The organism is Ruminococcus sp. 5_1_39BFAA (genome assembly GCF_964240875.1).
GTDB lineage: Bacteria > Bacillota > Clostridia > Lachnospirales > Lachnospiraceae > Blautia_A.
The window spans coordinates 1-22,886 of sequence record NZ_CAXSVO010000024.1 but is presented as its reverse complement, the minus strand read 5'-3'; the positions used below and the strand labels follow the sequence as shown (position 1 = coordinate 22,886).

Genomic DNA, 22,886 nt, shown 5'->3' with positions numbered 1-22,886 from the left:
GATACAATAAAGTCACAAAGAACGAAGCAATCCAAAAAGGAGGAAAAAGAGAATGAGAAAAATGAAAAAAGCCGTATCTTTGCTGATGACCGCAGCCGTAACAGCAGGGCTTATGGCAGGAAGCGCTGTGAACGCATCCGCAGCAGAGGAGAGAACAAAAATTACCGCACTGTTAAAGGGTACGGAATCTACAGAGCAGTTCCAGGTTTTTGACCGTCTGTTAAGCGAGTTTTGTGAGGAAAAGGATCTGGATTACGAGATTGAGCTGGTAAACGATATGCAGGACTATTTCACAAAGCTTCAGATGTATATCAACAGCAACACCCTTCCGGACATCTTCGGATGTCCCAACGGAACACTTTCCCAGGCATGCCTCGATATTGATGCACTGGTTGACGTAGGCGCTGAGCTGGAGAGAAACGGATATGCAGAAAAATTAAACGGTGCTGTCCGTGACTTCCTTACCGATGCAAACGATGGAAACCTGTACCTTTTCCCACAGGGTCTGTATTGCGAATACTTTATGTACAGAACCGATATCTTTGAGCAAGCCGGCATTACAGAAGCGCCGACAACATGGGCTGAATTCGAAGAAGCATGCCAGAAGATCGCAGATATCGGTGAAATTCCGGTAATCGTAGGCGGTTCTGACGCATGGCAGTTAATGAGATACCTTTCCTTCTCGCCGTGGAGAGTAACTGGCGCTGACTTTATCATGAATTACCAGGCAGGAACAGACTACTTCAGCGAAAATGAATCTGCACAGTATGCAGTAAATCTTCTTGCTGACCTTGGTACAAAAGGATACTTTGAGCCTGGCTTTGCAAGCGTAGATTATACATCTGCATGCAACCTGTTCTTCGGAGGCACAGGAGCGATTTTCTACTCCGGTTCCGGTAATATCGGCCTCGCAGAAGAGATGTATGATGAAGGCCAGCTTGGATTCTTCCCGGTTCCTGACACAGAAGGAATGGACAATATGGCAACAAATGTTCCGATTCATGCAGGCTTTGCAGAGGGCTTTAACAAGGCTACTTATGACGAGACAATGCAGGAATTCTTCGATTATATGTGCGAGAATTTCTCTGACGCATGCTATAACAATGCGCAGATTTTCTCACCATTTAACGAGGAACTGCCAGAGGGACTTCCACAGCTTTACTATGACACCCATCCAATGTTTGCAGAAGCAGATACAGCATGGACTTCCTGGGATGACAAGCTGGATTCCGATGTTCTTACAAAGATTGTAGACGAGCAGCAGAAGCTGGCTCAGGGCATTACCACGCCGGAAGAATTTATTGAAACTTGTGATACTTTTGTTACGAAATAAAAGGAAAAATTCAGTAGTTTGTCTCTGAAAAGGAGGCAGTAAAGGAGGCTGGAGGGTTTTTCGCCAGTCTCTTTTAAAGAGAGAGGAGGGACGTTGTGCAGAAGGCATTCGGAAAGAAATCCATAATATTTTTATTCATATTTCCTGCCTTTCTGATCTATACCGCACTTGTAATTGTTTCGATTATCTGGGCAGGATATTATAGCTTTTTTGACTGGAGCGGTGTAGGTGAAAAAATTTTTGTGGGCCTGAAGAACTATATTGAGCTTCTTACACAGGATGAGGTGTTCCGGTCTACAGTGTGGCATACATTGATCTATACAGTGATCAACGTTGCGATTCAGGTATTCGGCGGACTTTTGTTTGCAATCCTGTTAAGCAGGATCAAAAAGGGAAGAGTTGCATTGCAGACTTTATATTACATACCTGTAGTCATCTCCTCCGTGGCAATTTGCCAGATCTTTACGAAATTATTATCCGTTACACCTACGGGTATTGTAAATCAGGTGTTATCGCTTATTGATCCGTCTCTTAAGCTGATGGAGTGGATTTCCAATCCACAGATTTCTCTGTATGTAACAGCTTTTGTAGAGGCATATAAGTACCTTGGATTATACATGGTTATTTTCTATGCGGCGCTGATCGGTGTACCCAGTGAGCTTGGAGAAGCAGCGCTGATTGACGGGGCTTCCACCTTCCAGGAGTATTATTATGTGAAGGTTCCCTATATTAAACCGGTTATTATTGCCAACTGTCTGCTGGTATTGAACGGTTCCTTAAGATCCTTTGAGTTCTCTTATCTTTTGACTCACGGCGGTCCGGGAAATGCCTCAGAACTGATGACAACTTATATGTATAAACAGGCATTTACCAGCATGAAGTATGGATACGGAAGCTCTGTAGCGATCATGATCGTGATCATATGTCTGGTAGTGGGAATGGTATTCCGTAAACTGACAGGGGAGGAGGACGACTGATGAGAAAGCAAAAAGTTACTGCGGGCAGCATCGTCAAATGGGTTCTGGCGATTTTGCTTGTGATCATCCAGGTATATCCGTTTTTGTATGTGTTTACCTCCAGTTTTAAGTCGCTGGATGATTTCAGAAAGCTGCCTGCATACGCACTGCCGTCTGCTCTGAACCTGGATAACTACATTACCGTTTTTACAAAAAGCCATATGCCGACCTACTTTAAGAACAGTATTATTGTTCTGGTAGGCGTGCTGATCCCGCTGCTTTTGATTGCTTTAATGGCAGGATTTGCTTTAAGCAAGATTAAATTTAAAGGTAAAAAGCTCCTGTTGAACTACTTCCTGCTGGGGCTGATGCTTCCTATGCAGGTAGCGCTGATTCCGCTTTTTACCATATTTAATAAGTTAGGATTAATCAATACTTATGCGGCTATTATACTTCCGCAGATAGCATTTTCACTGTCTTATTCTATCCAGTTATTTTATTCCTTCAGCAAGTTTTTCCCGGAGGAGATGCTGGAAGCAGCGATCATAGACGGATGTTCGCCAATCGGATGCTTCTTTAAAATGGTAATGCCAATGTCACTGAATTCCATTATTACGGTGGCAACCATGCAGGCAGTATTCTGTTGGAATGAGTATATTAATGCGTATACTTTTACCAGATCTACGGACATGAAAACTGTAACTTTGGGCTTGAATGACTACGTAGGAAGCATGGGACTTACGGACTGGGGTGCAACCTTTGCAGCGATCACGGTAACCGTAATTCCGGTTTTCATTTTCTATTTCTTATGCAGCAAAAAGATGCTGGCAGGACTTACAGCAGGGGCTGTAAAGGGATGATATTAATTCACAGGAGGTCAGACAATGAATAAATTATATTATCAGTTCCCAAACACATGGTTTGGAGATTGTATGCCATTCGGACATGGAGATGAATTTTACCTTTACCATCAGAGAGATACCAGAAAGCCGGGGCCTTTTGGAGAGCCATTCGGATGGGATCTGGCAACTACGAAGGATTTTGTTCACTATGAGGACAGAGGCGTAGCTGTGCCCAGAGGAACAGACGAAGAGCAGGATCAGTTTATTTTTGCAGGAAGCGTTTTTGAAGGAGAGGGTCAGTATCATATTTTCTATACAGGCTATAACCGGGACTATCCGGCGCTGGGAAAGCCGTCCCAGGTTCTGATGCACGCTTACAGCGATGACCTGATTCATTGGCATAAAACCCAGGATACCCTGACCTTTACCCCACAGGAGGGTTATGATCCGGATGACTGGAGAGATCCGTGGGTGATCAGGGATGAGGAAAATGACCAGTACCTTTTGATATTGGGTGCAAGACTGAAAGGACCAAAGACGAGACAGACCGGAAGAACCGTGAAATTTACTTCAAAAGATCTGAAAAACTGGAAATTTGAAGGGGATTTCTGGGCACCGGATCTTTACACCATGCACGAGATGCCAGACCTTTTCAAAATGGGTGACTGGTGGTATCACATCGTGACGGAGTACAGTGACAGAAGCAAAATGGTCTACCGTATGAGCAAGAGCCTGGATGGACCGTGGATCGCACCGGAGGACGATGCTTTTGACGGAAGGGCATACTATGCCGGACGTACCTTCTGCCTGAACGGTCAGAGAATCCTTTTCGGCTGGGTGGCAACAAAGGACGAGGATGACGATGACAAGAACTTTATCTGGGCAGGCACCTTTATGGCGCATGAGGTTTATCAGAGAGAGGACGGAACCCTTGGAGTGAGAATCCCGGAAACGGTATGGAACGCCTTTGACAAAGAAGAAAAGGTTGAGGATTTTGTCATCGATACGCCAGCTAAGCGGTCCGAAGAGGTGATCGCCAGAGATAGCGGAGACATTTTCAAATTCGAGGCTGATGTGGAATTTACCGAGGGAACAAGGGCATTCGGCGTGCGTTTTTATGAGAACGAGGAAAATGCGGAATCCTACCAGTATATGTTCCATGTTCCGGAAAACCGGTTCGTATTCGAGAAATGCCCCAACTGGCCATGGCCCGCAAACCAGAACATCGGCCTGGAGCGCCCCATCCGCCTGGAACCGGGAAAGAAATATAATATCCGTATGATCGTAGATGATACCGTTGCTACTCTCTACGTGAACGGCGTTGCACTGAACGTAAGAGCCTATAAGAGAATGGGTGAATCCCTGTCCCTGTTTGCATCCGAAGGAAGCCTGAAGGTGACGAACTGCAGTATTGCAAGAGGATTGAAGAAATAAAAATATTTGATTTTTAGGGGATGCAGTCTGCCGTATTGCGATTTGGGCAGCGCAGCAGATGCATTGCGGAAAATTGCAGTAATTCCGCAGCTTATATAGAGCGGACGAATGACAATCCAGAGTTGAAAGTTATCTTAGCTTTCAGCTCTGGATTGTTTTACATTTGGTATGGGAAACAAATTCGACACCAGGAACACGCCCGCCGGCATTATGCACCTATCGAATGCCATACCGTATGGAGATTATAGAAGATAAGGATGAGGGCGGATTTGTAGTTTCTTATCCTGATCTTCCAGGGTGTATGACATGTGGTGAAACCATAGAAACTGCGGCAGCAAACGCATTGGATGCGAAAAAAAGATGGCTTGAAGCTGCACTGGAACAGGGAATTGAGATCCATGAGCCGGGGTCAGGAAAGCAGTCTCCTATACTCCCTGGGCGTACTTCCCATGCGTTTTCGAAACTCCTTTGAGAAATAGGAGGGGCTGGAAAAGCCGCACAGGGAGGCGACCTCAGTGATGGGCAGCTCCTTTCCAAGGAGGGAAAGACTCTGCTCGATCCGGTAGTTCAGAAGATAGTCAAACAGGGATTCCCGCATGTTCTTTTTGAAAAAACGGCAGCATTCGCTGGGACATATATTGACCTGCTGGGAGATATCCTCCAGGGTTATTTTTTCTGCATAATGGGTGTGGATATATGAGAGGATCTGCTTTAAGCGGGTCACATACAGGGAGGATATCTGATTTTCCGGAAAGCTGGGGGCATGGCGGCATACTGTCATCCAAATCTCCAGCAGCAAAAGATAGATCCGGAAATCATAGTCATCCTTTTGTTCCGTATCCAGGTACAGATACTTGATCTCCCGCAGCTTATCCAGTATTTCCGCCTGCCATGGAACATCCGGGGAGAGCATCAGACATGGAAGGGAGGGATTTCCCACAAGGGGATCTACATATTTTTCTTTCAGGAAGCTGTCTTTATAGCCTTCTAAAAGGCGGGGATGAAAGGTGGTGGAGATGTAATGGCAGTCCTTGTCATTTACCGGGCGGCCGGTGTGGGGCATACTGGAATTGCAAAGAATTCCGTCGCCGGGCTTTAAGCGATGAACCTGGTCGTTGATCTGATATTCGATTTCCCCTTCCATAACAAAAGTCCATTCCAGCTCAGGATGCCAGTGCCACATGAAGGAGCGGCGCTCAAAGCTGGACAGCCATTCGTGGCTGACTCTCACAGGAAATTCATAGGTGCCGTGCGCCTTTATCTCTTTTTGATTCCGATCCGTCCGTATCTGCATAAAAACCTCTCAGTGGTTTGGCATCTTCACAGTTGTGCAACTGCTAAATGGTTGTTAAACCTCAATATATTTATAGTATTGTGCAATATATCCGTTGAAATACCCCTTTTATCTCATTATAATACGAACAGAAACAAAGTCAAGCATGCAGAAGGAGTAAAAAATCATGGCAATTTTAGTAACAGGCGGGGCAGGTTACATCGGAAGTCACACAGTAGTAGAGCTGCAGAGTGCAGGATATGATGTGGTGGTACTGGATAACTTAAGTAATGCCAGCGAGAAATCCCTGGAGCGCGTAGAGAAGATCACAGGAAAGCCTGTAAAATTCTACAAAGCCGATATCCTGGACAGAGATGCGCTGAACGATATTTTTGAAAAAGAGCAGATTGATTCCTGCATTCATTTCGCAGGCTTAAAGGCAGTAGGTGAATCCGTGGCAAAACCATGGGAATATTATGAGAATAATATAGCCGGAACGTTGACTCTGGTAGATGTAATGAGAAAACACGGCGTGAAGAATATCATCTTTTCCTCTTCCGCAACCGTATACGGTGATCCGGCTATTATCCCGATCACAGAGGAATGCCCGAAGGGCCAGTGTACCAATCCATACGGCTGGACAAAATCCATGCTGGAACAGATCCTGACGGATATCCAGAAAGCAGACCCGGAATGGAATGTAGTGCTTCTTCGTTACTTTAATCCGATCGGCGCTCACAAGAGCGGCACCATCGGTGAGAATCCCAACGGTATCCCTAACAATCTGATGCCGTACATCACACAGGTAGCCGTGGGCAAGCTGAAAGAGCTGGGCGTATTCGGAAATGATTATGATACTCCGGATGGAACAGGAGTAAGAGATTATATCCATGTAGTGGATCTTGCAAAGGGTCATGTGAAAGCGCTGAAGAAGATTGAGGATAAATCAGGCTTAAGCATCTATAATCTGGGAACCGGAAAGGGCTATAGCGTACTGGATATTGTGAAGAATTTCGAGGCCGCTACAGGTGTAAAAATCCCATATGTGATCAAGGCACGCCGTCCTGGAGACATCGCGACCTGCTATTCCGATGCGTCCAAGGCAGAGAAGGAGCTTGGCTGGACAGCGGAGTATGACATTAAGGATATGTGCGCAGACTCCTGGAACTGGCAGTCCCATAATCCGAACGGATATGAGGAGTGAGGGTGATTTCCGGCGGGCTGGCGTGATATCATGGTAAAATTGAAACCGCATCATCTTGGCGATAGGATTCGTTGGATGGTGCGGTTTTTATCGTATTTTTAAGCTTGTAATACATTTCGGATTGCGCAAATATGCGAGGGGTGTTAGAATTTAAAAAAAGATTAAAGCGACCATCATAAAGTCTAACGGGAGGAAGAGTTCATGAATAAACTGTGGAAAAAATTCGATGTGCTGACAGGTAAGAGTTACAGTAACATGGTTGGAGCGGGAGAAGGCTTCGAGGTCTGGAACGAAGCCTTTGCCGTATTGTTGGATATTATCAGCGACGGACGGGGGAATGATCCGGATTTTGCAAGGGAGCTTGTGGATTTGGATGACAGCACAGATTTTGAACACGATGTATGCGGCTGGACAGAGGATTATCTTGATGAGCTTGATATGCGTCAGGAATATGAAAAGCTTATAGAGGTATGCAAGAAGCTTCTGGCTCTGTTTCAGTGGAAAGAGGACAGCCCTTCTGATCTGTATTTCCGCATAGCATCGAGCCTGGGATGTCTGGGAAAAAATAAGGAGGCCCTGGAGTTTTGCGAGGATTGGTACGGAAAAGAACCGGAGAGCATTCAGGCAGCGGCAGCTCTTATTTATGCCAGAATGGGAATGAAGGATCTGAACGGGGCAGAAGCAGTGGTGAAAAAATACATTTCCCAGGATACGGAATGTTCTGAGGATAATGATGTTATTTTTATCGCGGCAGAAATTCTGTATAAGGTAAAAGGCGATAAAAAGGCAGAAAAACGTATTACAAAAGCATTGGAAAAGTATGACAGGGAGCTGGAGGAATATTTCAACGAAATAGGAGCAGATGAAGACTTCAATTTTGAGGACATAGATGATGAAGAACTGCCGTTTAACTGAAAAAATGGCAGTGAGATGGAGGGATTTAATTGGAAGATATAAAGAAAACTGAACTGTTTGAACGGATGCCGATTCCAAAGGCAGTTATGAATCTGGCGGTTCCGACGGTCATCAGTTCTCTTGTTATGGTTATATATAATCTGGCAGACACGTATTTTGTTGGAATGATCAATGACCCGGTGCAAAATGCAGCCGTGACACTGGCAGCTCCGGTACTGCTGGCCTTTAATGCGGTGAACAATCTTTTCGGTGTGGGAAGCTCCAGCATGATGAGCCGCGCTCTTGGACAGAAGGATTACGATAAGGTTTACAAAAGCTCTGCCTTTGGATTTTACTGCGCCCTGATCTGCGGCCTGCTGTTTTCTCTGTTTTATACTGTGTTCCATACGCCGCTTTTAAGTATGATGGGAGCGAATGCGGAAACTGCCGGCGCCACAGGGGAATATCTGAAATGGACTGTTACCTGCGGAGCTGCGCCTGCGATTTTGAATGTGGTGATGGCGTATCTGGTACGGGCGGAAGGTGCATCCCTTCATGCAAGTATCGGAACAATGAGCGGATGTCTTTTAAATATTGTTCTGGACCCCATCTTTATTATGCCATGGGGTCTGAATATGGGGGCGGCAGGGGCAGGTCTGGCAACCTTTCTTTCCAACTGTGCAGCCTGCATCTATTTCTTTGTGCTGTTGTTTGTAAAAAGAGGCAGGACTTATGTTTGTATTAATCCGAAACAGTTTGGTTTTGGCAGAGCGATCGTTGTGGGGGTATGTGCGGTCGGCATCCCTGCTTCCATCCAGAATCTTCTGAACGTTACAGGAATGACGGTGCTGAATAACTTTACTTCTGCCTTTGGTTCTGATGCAGTGGCAGCTATGGGGATTGCGCAGAAGATCAATATGGTGCCATTACAGGTTGCGCTTGGTATTGCGCAGGGGATCATGCCGCTGGTCAGCTATAATTATGCCAGCGGAAACCGCAGAAGAATGAAGGATACGATTCTTTTCACCGTGAAACTGTCGCTTTCCTTCCTGGTAGTTATTACGCTGGGTTACTATTTGTGCGCGGGAACTTTAATTTCCCTGTTTATGAAAAACGAAGCCATCATTGCATATGGCAGCCGTTTCCTGAGAGGGCTGTGTCTGACACTTCCCTTCCTCTGCATGGATTTTATTGCCGTGAGTGTATTCCAGGCTTGCGGTATGGGAAAGAAATCTCTGATTTTTGCCATACTCCGTAAGATCGTGCTGGAAATCCCGGCACTTGTGGTCTTGAATCATTTCTTCCCGCTGTACGGTCTGGCCTATGCCCAGCCTCTGGCGGAGGTGATACTGGCCATCGCCGCAGTGCTGGTGCTGAAAAGGATGTTCAGCAGTTTACAGGATCGTAGGAATTGAAAAAAAAGAGCCATTCGCTACTGTTCACTGGAGATATTCTGTGACACCGAAGGTGTGCTGCGCAGGTGTTCTATGTGAACGGAGTGGAATAACGAAATCCGGGAACATAAATAATTCGAACTAATCATGCGGTTGGCAGAAACGCTTTCCTTTGTTACAATAAAGTTGATTAATAAGGAGGTTGTCATATGAAAAGATATGCAGTGGTTGCATAGCAATGGCTATTGCAGACACAAGATAAGTTGTAATAGCCGTTGCGGATCCGAAAGAATAAAATTCAGGAGGATGACCATGGGCTATTTGAGGGCAGAAGAGGTTCTGCCAAAGGAAGTGCTGGCTTTGATCCAGCAATATGTGGACGGACAGACCATCTATATTCCAAGAAAAGAGGGCTGTCAGCGTTCCTGGGGATCCGGGACGGATACGAAAAAGGATCTGGAATGCCGGAATGAGCAGATATATACTGCATACCAGTCCGGAGATACTGTTAAGGAGCTGGCGGAAAGCTATTGCCTGACGGAAAAAAGTATACAAAGAATCATCAGAACATATAGGAAGTGACAAAAACTGATATCTGCAGATGGGCGGATATCGGTTTTCGGTAAATGGAGTGAGCGAATATAAGATTTTAAAAATATCGGAAAAAAAGGAACTGAAAGGGCATGCTGCTTTGTGGTTTCATGAGAAATGGAATATTCCGCTGGAAGCTTATGCAGAAAGTATGGAAGAATGTATGCAAGGAATGAGTGCCGTACCGCAGTGGTATGTTACTTTGGATGGGAACAGGATCATTGGTGGTTTAGGCGTAATTGAAAATGATTTCCATGACCGAAAGGACCTGACGCCGAATGTGTGCGCAGTTTATGTGGAAGAAGCATACCGCTGCCAGGGAATTGCGGGAAAAATGCTGGCTGTTGTCTGCGATGATATGAAGGAAAAGGGAATCAGCACCTTGTACCTGGTGACGGATCACACATCCTTTTATGAACGGTATGGATGGGAATTTTTGTGTATGGTCCAGGGAGAGGGCGAACCGGAAGCATCGAGAATGTATATCCACAGATCATGACAAGATCACGGTATGAGGTGGTTTTACATGTGGTTTGAGGTGTATTCGTAAGGCGCTGAACCGCTATAAAATTGATAAAGAAGGAGAATTGTTTTATGAAGAATAATCATTATGTGGAGTCCGCACGATAGCCGGGAGGCTGGTGTCGGACAGATCACACCTCCTCCCAATGGGGTGATAACAGAAACCTATCAGGAGGAAAATTAAATGAACAGAGAAAATAAAAGAAAATCTTTTGAAAAGGGATACTATAAAAATCATGCCTGCAATGAGACATTTACATGCAAATCCTGCGGACGTCTGGTAGTTCCGGCGGGAGCAGGAAGCAGTCACCGCAACCATTGCCCCAACTGCCTGACCAGTCTTCATGTTGACATTGAGCCGGGAGACAGAGCCTCTGACTGCGGCGGTCACATGGAACCTGTGGCGGTATGGGTGAAAAAGAACAGGGAATGGGCAATCATACACCGATGCAGCAGATGCGGGGCCTTCAGTTCAAATCGCATTGCCGCAGATGACAACCCTGTGAAGCTGATGTCCATTGCCATGCGTCCCATAGCAATGCCGCCGTTTCCGGTGGAAAGAATGGAAGAACTATAACGATCAGGTGCAGCCCGGCTTAGGCCGGGCTGCATTTGTGTTGCCAGACATGAGAAAGGAAGCTCCGATGCTGTTCCCACGTGATGGTAATGTTTGAAAAACAAATCTGATTGTATGATATAAGGCAGTATTGCGCAGAACATGATTTTAGAGAATTTTAATGTGACATTTATAATGAAATATGTTATTTTGAAAATATCAAATTAATTTCTTTGATTCTCATTGGTGTTCGCCAAAAAAATTTCCAGTTTTATACTTTAATTTCAGAAAGAGGTGGTGCCCGTGTCTGGTTTTTTGTCTATTTAGAGTGATTTTGGTTTGAAATTACAGGATATTCGATTATAATGGAGGTAGTCATGGGAAAGAGAAATAATAAGAACCATGGAAAACGGAAGCCCGTTACCAGTCAGGCTTCCCCTACTTCAGATAAAGGCACTGCGGTGCAGAGGACACATAAAGATACGCTGTTCCGGTTTATATTCCGGGACAAGGAAAAACTGTTACAACTATATAATGCCCTCAACCAGTCAGATTACCGGGATGCAGACGGGCTGGCGGTTACCACTTTGGAAAATGTGGTGTATCTGGGATATAAAAATGATATATCCTTTCTGGTAGATATGAACCTGTATCTGGTAGAGCATCAGGGAAGCTGGAACGGAAACATGCCCTTACGGGGTGTACTGTATTTTGCACGGCTTTACCGGGAATACGTGGAGAAAAAGGGATATGATATCTACGGCTCCAAAACCGTGCCGCTGCCTGCGTTGGAATGCGAAGTCCTGATCCTAAACATCAACTATGGAAAGAACCGGGAATTTCTGGAAGGATGCAGGCCGCTGTTGGAATATTCCATGTTCATCCACCGAATCCGCGAGAAAATCCGGGAAGGTCATAAGCCGGAGGAAGCAGTAGAGCTTGCCACAGACGAATGTATTGCGGAAGGAATCCTGGCTGACATCCTGAGGGTGCACCGTAAGGAGGTAAGTGCGATGTTTTTGGAGGATTATGACGCGGAACTGCATGAGAGAACACTTCGAAGAGAAGGATTTGAGGATGGTATGGAGGCAGGGGAAAAACGGATTAATACGCTGAATAGGCTCCTTGTGGAGGATGGACGACATGAAGAGCTTATCCGGTCAATTTTAGATGAGAGGCTTCGGAAAAAGCTTTTGGAAGAGTACGGGCTTTGATTTGACACCAAGGGCACGATCCACATTGAAGAAAGCATCGGCGTTTGGAATCAGAATTTTCAAGGACACCAAAATGAATACAAAGGAGAATAATTAACTATGGCATGCACTACGATTCTTGTTGGAAAAAAAGCATCTTATGACGGGTCTACCATGATTGCGCGGAACGATGATTCCGCTTCCGGGCATTTTACGGCGAAGAAATTTGTGGTGATCCAGCCGGAGGAGCAGCCGAAACACTATAAATCTGTACTTTCCCATGTGGAAATTGAGCTTCCGGATAACCCCATGCGGTATACGGCGATGCCCAATGCGGTAGCGGGAGAAGGAGTCTGGGCGGCAAGCGGTATCAATGAGGCGCAGGTGGCTATGACTGCAACAGAGACCATTACCTCCAATCCCCGTGTGCTGGGCGCAGATCCGCTAAAGGTTTACAAGCCGGGAAAAGATGGAAAAGCAGAAATCCCCGGAGGAATTGGCGAAGAAGATATTGTATACATAGTGCTTCCCTATATCCACAGCGCCAGGGAAGGAGTACAGAGGCTGGGAAGCCTTTTGGAAAAATACGGGACCTACGAGATGAACGGCATCGCTTTTCAGGATGTGGATGAGATCTGGTGGCTGGAGACTATTGGCGGGCACCACTGGATCGCCAGACGTGTGCCGGATGAGGCTTATGTGGTGATGCCGAATCAGCTTGGTCTGGATCGCTTTGACCTTGACGATGCTCTGACGGAGCAGAAGGAATATATGTGTTCCCCGGACATGAGGGAATTTATCCGGGAGTATCATCTGGATCTGTCACTGGACGGAAAAATAAATCCACGGGATGCGTTCGGAAGCCACGATGATTCGGACCATGTGTATAATACGCCGCGTGCATGGTATATGCTGCGGTGCTTAAACCCCAGGACAAAGGTTTGGGATGGTCCCCAGGCAGAATTTACCCCTGGCTCAGATGATCTGCCGTGGTGTATGGTTCCGGAGAAGAAGATTACTGTGGAGGATGTGAAATATGTTCTTTCCTCACATTTCCAGGGAACTCCCTATGACCCGTACGGGGCTTATGGGGATAAATCCATGCAAGGAGCGTACCGTTCCATCGGCATAAACCGGAATGATTTTGTCTCCGTGATCCAGATGCGCCCGGAGCATGAAAAGGATACCTGCGCTATTGAATGGGTAGCTTTTGCTTCCAATGCGTTCAATGCGTTAGTGCCCTTTTATGGGGATGTGGATGAGACACCGGAGTATCTTTCCAACACTACGGAAACCGTGTCTACAGAAAACTTTTACTGGTGCAGCCGTATGATCGCAGCCATGGCAGACGCGTCATACCGCAGCTCGATTTTCCATATCGAGCGATATCAGGAATGGGTAATGTCAAAGGGACATGAACTGATCGATCGTTATGACAAATTACTTCTGCAGGAGCAGGATGCACAGAAGCGTATGGCGCTGAGAAAAGAGGCTAATCAGAAGATCGCAGATATGGTAAAGGAAGCTGCACTGGACACCCTGGACAAGGTTCTGTTCGAGCTGAGCTGCCAGATGAAAAACGCATATTCCAGGTCAGATGCGTGATGTCTTAGATAGTCAAAAAACAGGTCAGGAGAAAATCCTGGCCTGCTTTTTTTGACTTTATTGGACGAAATTGTATATTTTTTATAATATACTTTGTTAATTAAACTGACAAAGATGATGATTTCTGATATGATAATAGACATAAAAACAGAAAACATGTGCAAATTAACCAAATCACAGAAGAAAAGGAGGTTCACTATGAAAGGAAAGAAAGTGTTATCGGGGCTGCTCGCCGGAGCAATGTTGGTTGGAGCTGTATCCATGCCTGTGACAGCATCTGCTGCTGAGGAAGAGATTACCATTACTATGGTAGAATCCCTGACAAGCCCGGAGCGTACGGAGCTGCTTCGTTCCATGGCTGACAAATATGAGGAATTAAATCCCAATACGAAGATCAACATCATTTCACCGGCACAGGAATCTGCTGATTCCAAGATCGCACAGATGCTTTCAGGCGGAGATGCCGTGGATATTATTGAAATACGGGATCATACGCTGAGAACCTATGTTACAAACGGTTGGCTGGTAAACCTTCAGGATTACATTGACGCATGGGATGAAAAGGATACCTTAAGCGGTGCAGCCAATGCAGCTATGGTAATTTGTGATGACGAACCGTACTATATGCCTTTTGGATTTTATGAAAGAGCAGTGTTCATTCGTCAGGATATTTTTGAGGAGGCAGGGATCGAGTATCCTACTACCTGGAGAGAACTGATCGATGCTGCGACACAGCTTACCGATTCTGCCAGCAGCAAATATGGATTTTCTTTCCGCGGAGTTAGCGGATGCTATGAGAACATGAACTTGATGATCTACGCAGCCGTAGGCCATGATAAGATTATCAGCGACAATGCAGGATATTTTATTGATGATGAAGGAACCACGATCTTTACACTTCCGGAAGCCAAGGCAGCAGTAGAAGATTTTAAAGAGCTGTTCCAGAACGCATCTCCTGCAGACTCCATTGCATGGGGATTCTCAGAGCAGGTGCAGGGCTTCATCAGCGGTACAGCAGCCATCCTTCTTCAGGATTCCGATGCTGTTCCTACGATGGTAAGTGACCTGGAAGATGACCAGTGGGATGTCATTCCGCTTCCTGCGGGAGACGCTGGCGATGTATGCCTCCCCAACGGATATGGCGGCTGGGGACTTACCACAAACAGCGAGCATCCTGACGAAGCTGCAGATTTTATCATGTTCCTGAGCAGTGCGGAAAATAACACCGAGTTCGCGGCACAGAATGGTACACTTCCCATTCATACAACAGCATTTGAGTCTTCTGATTATTTCCAGGGTGATGAATACCAGACTTATCTGAAATATGCAGAAGACGACACATACCATTTCGTATATCCATGTATGGATTATGAAGCATATGCAACCTACAAATCAGAGGTTGATACAGTTCTTCAGAAATATTTAAGCGATGAGATTTCTGCAGACGACCTTCTTGGATGGCTGGATGAATTTTGGACAGAAGCCTTTGAGGCAGAAGGAAAGATCTGGTAATGAGGCAGGGAGCAGGGCCAGAGCGGTTCTGCTCCCTTATTTAAACTTGTGCCTCAGGAAAAGGAGTGTGGACGATGGGAAATAAATACAAGAGAAAGAGCAGAAAATTTATCATACTGATGCTTTTGCCGGCGCTGCTCATCCCGCTGTGCCTTACCTATTATCCCATGCTGAAAGGCATTGGCATGGCATTTCAAAACTACAAACTGACCAATATCAACAATATTTACTGGAACAATTTTGCAAATTTTACAAAGCTGTTTAAAAGATCGCTGACAAATGAGTTTTACACAACAGCCGGAAATACCCTGAAATGGGTGGCGATTTCTTTGCTGTTCCAGTTTGTCATCGGATTCGGGCTTGCGCTTGTGCTCCGTAAAAAATTTTTCGGAAGCTCCCTTTATCAGGGATTGATCTTCTTTCCGTGGGCAGTTTCGGGATTTGTTATCGCGCTTATGTGGAGATGGATGTTCAATGGTACCTCCGGAGTATTCAACGATATTCTTATGAGGATCGGAATGATCAGCGAACCTGTAGGCTGGCTTGCACAGAAAGAGACGGCAATGGCGTGCTGTATTGTGACAAATATCTGGTATGGGGTTCCTTACTTTACGATCATGATTTCTGCGGCCCTGCGCGGGATCGATAAGAACTTATATGAAGCGGCGGATGTGGACGGCGCTACTGCGTTTCAGAAGTTCCGGAGCATTACGGTTCCGAGCATTTCGTCAGTCTTGAAGCTGACTCTTCTTTTGCGTGTGATCTGGATCTTTAATTTTGCGGAGATCATTTATACCATGACAAAAGGAGGACCATCCGGGTCAACGGAGATCATTACCACGTTGATGCTGAAATACATAGACTCCTATGACTATGGAATGGCAAGTGCAACAGGCGTTGTCTGCGTTGTGATCCTTACCGTATTTGCGGCGGTTTATGTAAGCAGGCTGAACCTGAGTGACACAGAATAGGAGGCAGATATGAATACTTTGAGCAAACGTCGTGCGCGGGAAAAAAGAAACGGATTTGTAAAAGGGATTTTTCTGCTTTGCTATCTGATCGTTGTAATGTTTCCCTTTTACTGGATGCTGAACACTTCATTAAAGGATTCCATGACCGATATCTATGCCTTTCCGGTTACTTACTGGCCCCAAAAGGCAAGTCTGGTAAATTATATTGAGGTTTTGTGGAAAGGTAATTTTATCACTTATGTGAAAAACTCGTTTTTCTATTCTGCCGCGGCAAGCTTTGTAGCTGTAATTATCGCCCTTGGGGCGGCATATATTCTTGCAAGATATGACTTTAAAGGGAAAAATCTGATTCTTGTTTTCTTCCTGGTAACACAGATGATCCCCATTTTTACCACTCTGGCGCCTATGTACCAGATCCTGACAAAGCTGCATTTGCGCAACACCTATTTTGTATTGCCTGTGCTGTATGTGAATATGTGTATTCCATTTTCTGTGGTGACACTGAGGGGATTTTTTGCGGGAGTGCCGTATTCGCTGGAAGAGGCGGCAAGGATAGATGGCTGCAACCGGCTGCAGGCAATCTGGAAGATTTCCCTTCCACTGATGAAGCCTGGAATTGCAGCAACGCTGATCTTTGATTTTATCAACAGTTGGAACGAACTCTTTATGGCAACGTACTATATTGACGAAGAAAAGTATAAGACTATCACGGTAGGCTTGAATTCCCTGATCCTGAAATACGATGTAAAATGGGGCGAGATGGCAGCAGGCTCTATACTGGCATTGATTCCGACCATCTTCCTGTTTTCGTTTGCGCAGAAATACATGGTAGAAGGATTAAGCGCAGGAGCTGTGAAAGGTTAGGGCGGCCAATAGGAGGAAACATGAATATTTTTTTTGAAGAAGATAAGCTGAAAAGCCGCGTGGAGGCTCTGGGAGAATTCCGAATGAGAGAGGCGAGGCAGGCGGAAAATCTCAGGATCCTGGAATGTGCGCCGGATGAGATCCGTCCTCCCCTTCCCGGAGAAGAAGAAAATTGGAAAACGGCATCTCTGGGCCAGACATGGACAGGACGTGACAGGTATCTGTGGCTGAGATGTGAGCTTTCTTTTCCAGAGGAATGGAAGGAGCATCCGTTGGTGGGAGTATTTGATTTTGGACTGACAGGTCCATGCTCCAACTATGGATTTGAAGCGCTTTTGTATGTAGAGGGACAGCCATATCAGGGCGTTGATACCCACCATCAGGAAGTTTTCTTTCCAAAAGAATATGCAGGAAAGACGGTTTCATTGATCTTTCGCCTATGGTCAGGGCTGGAAGGCGGCGGTGTGCCCCGTGAACTGACCCACCAGTTTAAAACCGCTTACAGTGCATGGATGGATGAAGCAGTGGACGGTCTGTATTATACCGGAAAAATGATCCTGGAAACAATACCTCTTCTGTCTGCAAATGATCCTCAAAGAAGCAGGCTTCTCAGTATTCTGGATCAGACATTTCTGCTCATTGACTGGAGAAGAGAAGGCAGCGAAGCATTCTATGATTCTGTTGCGGATGCCTGGAAGCAGTTGGATGAGGCGCTTGCCGGAATGGATGGAAAAGCGTTAGTGGATCTGATCTGTATTGGCCATACACATATTGATGTGGCATGGCTTTGGCGTTATAAGCACACACGGGAAAAATGTGCCAGATCATTTTCTACGGTACTCAGGCTGATGGAAATGTACCCGGAATACACCTTTCTGCAGTCGCAGCCTCAGCTTTACGAGTGGCTGAAAAAGGATTTTCCTGAAATCTACGAGGGTATCCGTCAGAGAGTCAAGGAGGGGCGCTGGGAGATTGACGGCGGTATGTGGATCGAGGCGGACTGCAATATTCCAAGCGGTGAATCTTTGACAAGACAGATCTTGCTGGGAAATGCTTTTACGAAAAAAGAATTCGGCAAAACCATGCGGTACCTCTGGCTGCCGGATGTATTCGGATATTCCTGGGCGCTGCCTCAGATCCTGAAAAAAAGTAATTTAGATACCTTTGTTACCACAAAGATAAGCTGGAATGAATGTAATCAGATGCCATATGATACCTTCTGCTGGGTGGGTATTGACGGGACAAAGATCCTGACGCATTTCATTACTACGCCTGCGGCGGCGGAAGAACAGGGAAGCTGGTATTACACATATAATGGAGAGATGGTGCCCGGTTCCGTAAATGGGATCTGGAATAATTACCGGAACAAAGGCCTGACAAATGAATTGCTGATGGCGTATGGCTACGGCGATGGAGGAGGCGGCGTAAACCGCGAGGAGCTGGAACAGAGGAGGATCATAGACCGTATTCCGGGGCTGCCGCATATTCAGCATGGGAATGTGGGGGACTATTTTGAGCGGCTTCAGGAGAGGGTGGATGGGACCCGTAATTATTTCCCTGAATGGGACGGAGAGCTTTATCTGGAAAATCATCGCGGTACCTATACAAGCCATGCCTATAATAAACGGATGAACCGATATCTGGAATTCCTTTACAGGGAGAGCGAATGGATTGCCAGCATGGCGGCATTGAAAAAAGGTGCGCTGGCAAGGAAGTGGCAGGAAGATTTGACGGAAGGCTGGAAGCTGATCCTATGCAACCAGTTTCATGATGTGATACCGGGCTCTGCGATCCGCGAGGTTTATGAGGATTCTCAAAAGGAATACCAGCAGGCGGAAGAGATTGCAAAGACAGTAGAGCAGAATGCAATTGCAGCTATGTCAGAGGGCGAGGGCATTTCTGTGATCAATAACGGCTCCTGGGTATATGAAGGGCTTGCGGAAGCGGAAGCTCTGGAAGAGGGAGAAGCCTATTACATCGGCGGGGAGAAATGTCAGACGCAGGTTATTGGCAATAAGACATACATATGGGCAAAAACAGAACCAATGAGTATTACACCAGTTGAAAAACGGAGGCTGGGAGAGCCAGCACAGGAGACAGAAGTACCCTTTAGCTGGGATGGCTCTGTTTTGCATACGCCGTATTATGAAATCTATCTGAACAAAAAGGGGCAGATCGAAGCGCTTTATGACTTGGAGAACCAGCGGCAGGTGGTGAAACCGGGACACAGGGCAAATGTACTGCAGTTCTTTGAGGACAAGCCGGTGATCTGCGACGCGTGGAACATCAATTTGTTTTACCAGGAGAAGGTCCACGAGGTGGAAGACCTGGTTGAAATGAAGATGACAGAAAACGGGCCTTTGAGCGCAGTGCTCCAGCTGGTCTGGAAATACGGAGATTCGTGTATCTGGCAGGATCTGCAGGTGTATGCGAAAGACCGGAGAATTGATTTCGGGACAGTTGTGGATATGCACGAGACGCACCAATTGCTGAAAGTGGCATTCCCGGCAGACATCAGGACCACCTATGCTACCTATGATATCCAATACGGAAATGTGCGCAGGGCGAACAATTGGAATACTTCCTGGGATATTGCTAAATTTGAAACCTGTTTGCACAAATGGGTGGATTTATCAGACGCAAATTATGGTGTGGCACTCTTAAATGATTCCAAATACGGATGTGATGTGAAAGATGATCAGATACGCCTGACATTAATCAAAACAGCTACGAATCCAGACTATCTTCAGGATCAGGGAAGACATGAGTTTACCTACTCTCTGTATCCCCACAGAGGCGATGTGGCACACAGTGATACGGAGAAAAGTGCCTTTTATCTGAATAACCCTCTCCACTGTGTAAAAGGAATGCTGAATTTGCCATATTTTGTAAAATTCAATGTTGAAACAGTGTCTGTAGATGCCGTAAAATGTTCTGAGGATGGACAATACCTGGTAATGCGTTTCCATGAATTTGCCGGAGCACAGACAGCTTTGGTGGTCAAAGCAGGATTCGGGTACCAGGAGTGGGCTGAAGCCAATCTGATGGAAGAACCGGTCGGAGAATTTTGTAAGGAAAAGGACATTCGGCTTACCATTCATCCTTATGAAGTTATTACATTATTATTCCGAATTGGAGATTCAATATAATTATGGTTAAGATCAGCGGTCTGAATGCAAATGAAGTAAAAATGAGCAACCGGAGCCAGATACTCCAAATGCTGCATCTGGAAGCCTGCTCAAGGATAGAGCTTTCCAGGAGGATGGGGCTTACCAGGGCAAGTATTTCTATTATTATCAATCAATTGATCGAGGATGGGATCCTTCGTGAAGGTGCGCATCAGGCAGCACGAGGGGGACGTCCGTCGATTGCGATTGAGATAAATCCGGATGCTGCATATGCCCTGGGCATTTCCTTAAAGCGAGATTGCCTGCGAATGGGCATGATGGATCTGAAAGGTCAGATTTTCGGATACCGGGAATTTTGGATGGAAGCAATGCCCAGGGAAACAGACGGGGCGATGGAGGTAATGGAGGAGTGCATCGGGAAAATAATGGAGGACACTCCTATGCCGGGAGAATTTTTGGGAATTGGGATCTCTGCGCCCGGACCGCTTGATTCAGAAGAGGGGATAATCTTGAATCCGCCCAATTTCAGCAGGTTTCAAAATGTTCCCATTGTGGAAAGATTAAAAAATAAATTTGGATGTCAGGTACTTCTTGAAAACGATATTATTGCTCTGGCATTGGCGGAAAATGTTTATGGTATCCGCGGAAAATATGACAGCTTTTTGGAGGTTTGTGCGGACTGCGGTTTGGGAAGCGGGCTGATCCACCAGGGACAACGCTTCCGGGATATGAACGGATTCGGACATATTTCCATTGATATACACGGCCCTTTGTGCCAATGCGGAAACCGTGGGTGCGTGGAGCTTTTTGCGGCTATTGAAAACATCGTAGACCGGGCCAAAAGGGAAAATATACAGCTTGACAGTTGGAAAAAGATCGTGGATATGGCAGCTTTGAAGGAGCCGACTGCTTCCAGAGTACTTGAGGAGGAAGCAGAATATCTGGCGGAAGCTATTGTATCGGCTGCGAATGTTGTGGGATTTGACGCAGTGGTATTATCCGGAAGCCTGGCGTATCGTTTTGAGTATTTGGCAGAGAAAATGAAAGATATCATCAGTAAACGTGTATTTAAAAAGAGAGAGATTGAGATACTGGCATCTGCCCTGCCTGAGAGGGCCAATGTCTTGGCAGGGGCGGAATTGCTGGTAGCGAAGTGGCTGAAAAATTAAAGAGGAGGCGATCACATGAAAAGATCTGAAATTAACAATTGCATCAAATATATGGAAAATCTGATCAGGGAACTTGGCGGACAACTGCCACCCTTCTGTAACTGGACTCCGGAGGAATGGAAGACAAAAGGTCACGAATACGATGAGATCCGTGACAATATGCTTGGCTGGGATATTACGGATTACGGACTGGGAAACTGGGAAAAGCTTGGCTTTGCGCTGATCACCCTGCGTAACGGCAATCAGCATATGGAAAAATATAAAAAGGTCTATGCGGAGAAGTATCTGATGCTGAAGGAAGGTCAGCATTCCCCTATGCACTTCCACTGGGTAAAAAGTGAAGATATTATTAACCGGGGCGGAGGCACTCTGATCATCCACGTATATAATGACGATGGAGAGGGAAAACTGGCGGATACGGATGTATTGGTAAACTCCGACGGGAGATCCTACTATGTTCCGGCTGGAACCGGTGTGGAATTAAAGCCCGGAGAGAGCATTACCATATGGCCTCACCAGTATCATGATTTTGACGTAAAGCCGGGCACCGGAGATGTGCTGATCGGCGAGGTGTCCCAGTGCAATGATGACAATACGGATAACCGTTTCTATGAGGAAATGGGAAGATTTCCGGCAATAGAAGAGGATGAACCGCCTTATCGTTTGCTTTGCAACGAATATCCCCCGGCACCGGAAGAATAATATGAGCGAAAAATTGCAGCGGCAGGATTACTTTTGAGATAAGGATCCTGCCGCTGCAATTTTATGAGACAGGTATTCAATCTGAGGATAGTGTGATATACTTAAAAAGATGAGGAAGCGTACATGGACAGCATGAATAAGGAGTAAAATTATGAATGTAGGCTATGATGAACTGGAAAAATACTATCAGGAACAAGAAGAAAAATTTTACAGATCTATTGAGATATTTGCAGGGAGGATATTTAATAATAAAATTTGTGTGGTGGATGAAAGCAAGTATGTTTTCCCGGGTTTTTCAGCTAAGCTTGAGGAGTACATGAGCGAGGATGAGGATTTCAGAAACGCACAGATAACATACGGGAGCAAAAGAATCAAGCTTACTGGTGACCGGATATTAACTGTATACAGACAGGAGGACAGCAAAAAGAGATTGAATGAAGTCCGAGTATACGCAGCGAAAACGCTGGCGGAATTTATGGACATTATTCTTAAGATCGACCCGGTGGAAGACCATAAATGTGTTTACAGAGGCCATGGAAACTGGATCTATGATATGGTGCCGGGGATTTACCGTGAGCAGAACCAGAACCTGTTAAAACATGAATCAGAATACTTGAAGGAAATCATTTCTTCCAATCCGGGTTATTTTACAAATTGCAAATCGGCACTAGTACAAAATTGCATTAATTTTTGAGTAATATTTCTATGGAAAATATTTCTAATATATGGAATAATTAAAAGAA

General features: G+C 45.7%; 20 protein-coding genes and 1 pseudogene. 20 read left to right on the top strand and 1 reads right to left on the bottom strand.

The window, feature by feature from the left end; translation table 11 throughout:
* Positions 1-52 precede the first annotated feature (52 nt).
* The 5 genes and pseudogenes from ACESZH_RS18370 to ACESZH_RS18350 all read left to right on the top strand — a co-directional run.
* Complete coding sequence (locus tag ACESZH_RS18370) at positions 53-1,333, top strand: ABC transporter substrate-binding protein (RefSeq protein WP_373218220.1); 1,281 nt, start codon at positions 53-55, stop codon at positions 1,331-1,333.
* Between the two features lie 95 nt (positions 1,334-1,428).
* On the top strand, positions 1,429-2,310 hold the full coding sequence (locus tag ACESZH_RS18365) for a carbohydrate ABC transporter permease (RefSeq protein WP_373218222.1): 882 nt from the start codon (positions 1,429-1,431) through the stop codon (positions 2,308-2,310).
* Positions 2,310-3,149: a carbohydrate ABC transporter permease gene (locus tag ACESZH_RS18360; RefSeq protein ID WP_373218224.1), complete on the top strand. Its 840-nt coding sequence runs from the start codon at positions 2,310-2,312 to the stop codon at positions 3,147-3,149. Before ACESZH_RS18365 ends, ACESZH_RS18360 begins: the two co-directional genes overlap by 1 nt.
* 24 nt (positions 3,150-3,173) lie before the next feature.
* On the top strand, positions 3,174-4,565 hold the full coding sequence (locus tag ACESZH_RS18355; protein WP_373218225.1) for a GH32 C-terminal domain-containing protein: 1,392 nt from the start codon (positions 3,174-3,176) through the stop codon (positions 4,563-4,565).
* Between the two features lie 223 nt (positions 4,566-4,788).
* Positions 4,789-4,977, top strand: a pseudogene (locus ACESZH_RS18350) (type II toxin-antitoxin system HicB family antitoxin); the annotation flags it as partial.
* On the opposite strand, the gene ACESZH_RS18345 reads toward ACESZH_RS18350, so the two are convergent.
* Positions 4,975-5,859, bottom strand: a complete 885-nt coding sequence (locus tag ACESZH_RS18345; protein ID WP_373218227.1) for a helix-turn-helix domain-containing protein — start codon at positions 5,857-5,859, stop codon at positions 4,975-4,977. The pseudogene ACESZH_RS18350 and the gene ACESZH_RS18345 sit on opposite strands and share 3 nt — an antisense overlap.
* A gap of 166 nt (positions 5,860-6,025) precedes the next feature.
* On the opposite strand from ACESZH_RS18345, the gene galE reads away from it, so the two are divergent.
* The 15 genes from galE (at position 6,026) to ACESZH_RS18270 (ending at position 22,837) form a co-directional block, all read left to right on the top strand.
* On the top strand, positions 6,026-7,042 hold the full coding sequence (gene galE / locus ACESZH_RS18340; protein WP_373218228.1) for a UDP-glucose 4-epimerase GalE: 1,017 nt from the start codon (positions 6,026-6,028) through the stop codon (positions 7,040-7,042).
* Positions 7,043-7,243: 201 nt separating this feature from the next.
* Positions 7,244-7,957 carry a tetratricopeptide repeat protein gene (locus tag ACESZH_RS18335; protein ID WP_373218230.1) on the top strand — a complete coding sequence of 238 codons (714 nt, stop codon included), beginning with the start codon at positions 7,244-7,246 and terminating at the stop codon, positions 7,955-7,957.
* A 29-nt stretch (positions 7,958-7,986) separates the two neighbouring features.
* The gene (locus ACESZH_RS18330; RefSeq protein ID WP_373218231.1) at positions 7,987-9,351 is read left to right on the top strand and encodes an MATE family efflux transporter; all 1,365 of its coding nucleotides are present in this window, start codon (positions 7,987-7,989) and stop codon (positions 9,349-9,351) included.
* 291 nt (positions 9,352-9,642) lie between these two features.
* Positions 9,643-9,912 (top strand): CD3324 family protein, encoded by a 270-nt coding sequence (locus ACESZH_RS18325; RefSeq protein ID WP_373218233.1) that lies wholly within the window; start codon positions 9,643-9,645, stop codon positions 9,910-9,912.
* A 49-nt stretch (positions 9,913-9,961) separates the two neighbouring features.
* Complete coding sequence (locus ACESZH_RS18320) at positions 9,962-10,420, top strand: GNAT family N-acetyltransferase (RefSeq protein ID WP_373218235.1); 459 nt, start codon at positions 9,962-9,964, stop codon at positions 10,418-10,420.
* 207 nt (positions 10,421-10,627) lie between these two features.
* Positions 10,628-11,020, top strand: coding sequence for an RNHCP domain-containing protein (locus tag ACESZH_RS18315; RefSeq protein ID WP_373218237.1), 393 nt, complete (start codon positions 10,628-10,630; stop codon positions 11,018-11,020).
* Between the two features lie 356 nt (positions 11,021-11,376).
* Positions 11,377-12,213, top strand: a complete 837-nt coding sequence (locus tag ACESZH_RS18310) for a hypothetical protein (RefSeq protein ID WP_373218238.1) — start codon at positions 11,377-11,379, stop codon at positions 12,211-12,213.
* A gap of 99 nt (positions 12,214-12,312) precedes the next feature.
* Complete coding sequence (locus ACESZH_RS18305) at positions 12,313-13,797, top strand: C69 family dipeptidase (protein ID WP_373218240.1); 1,485 nt, start codon at positions 12,313-12,315, stop codon at positions 13,795-13,797.
* 198 nt (positions 13,798-13,995) lie between these two features.
* Complete coding sequence (locus ACESZH_RS18300) at positions 13,996-15,309, top strand: sugar ABC transporter substrate-binding protein (protein ID WP_373218242.1); 1,314 nt, start codon at positions 13,996-13,998, stop codon at positions 15,307-15,309.
* 74 nt (positions 15,310-15,383) lie between these two features.
* Positions 15,384-16,280 carry a carbohydrate ABC transporter permease gene (locus tag ACESZH_RS18295; protein ID WP_373218243.1) on the top strand — a complete coding sequence of 299 codons (897 nt, stop codon included), beginning with the start codon at positions 15,384-15,386 and terminating at the stop codon, positions 16,278-16,280.
* Between the two features lie 9 nt (positions 16,281-16,289).
* The gene (locus ACESZH_RS18290; RefSeq protein WP_373218245.1) at positions 16,290-17,144 is read left to right on the top strand and encodes a carbohydrate ABC transporter permease; all 855 of its coding nucleotides are present in this window, start codon (positions 16,290-16,292) and stop codon (positions 17,142-17,144) included.
* Between the two features lie 20 nt (positions 17,145-17,164).
* Complete coding sequence (locus tag ACESZH_RS18285) at positions 17,165-20,293, top strand: alpha-mannosidase (protein WP_373218247.1); 3,129 nt, start codon at positions 17,165-17,167, stop codon at positions 20,291-20,293.
* Between the two features lie 2 nt (positions 20,294-20,295).
* On the top strand, positions 20,296-21,441 hold the full coding sequence (locus ACESZH_RS18280) for an ROK family protein (protein ID WP_373218249.1): 1,146 nt from the start codon (positions 20,296-20,298) through the stop codon (positions 21,439-21,441).
* 15 nt (positions 21,442-21,456) lie between these two features.
* Positions 21,457-22,143, top strand: a complete 687-nt coding sequence (locus ACESZH_RS18275; protein WP_373218251.1) for a D-lyxose/D-mannose family sugar isomerase — start codon at positions 21,457-21,459, stop codon at positions 22,141-22,143.
* A gap of 151 nt (positions 22,144-22,294) precedes the next feature.
* Entirely contained in the window at positions 22,295-22,837 is a 543-nt protein-coding gene (locus tag ACESZH_RS18270; RefSeq protein WP_373218253.1) for a hypothetical protein, read from the top strand.
* Positions 22,838-22,886: the final 49 nt, after the last annotated feature.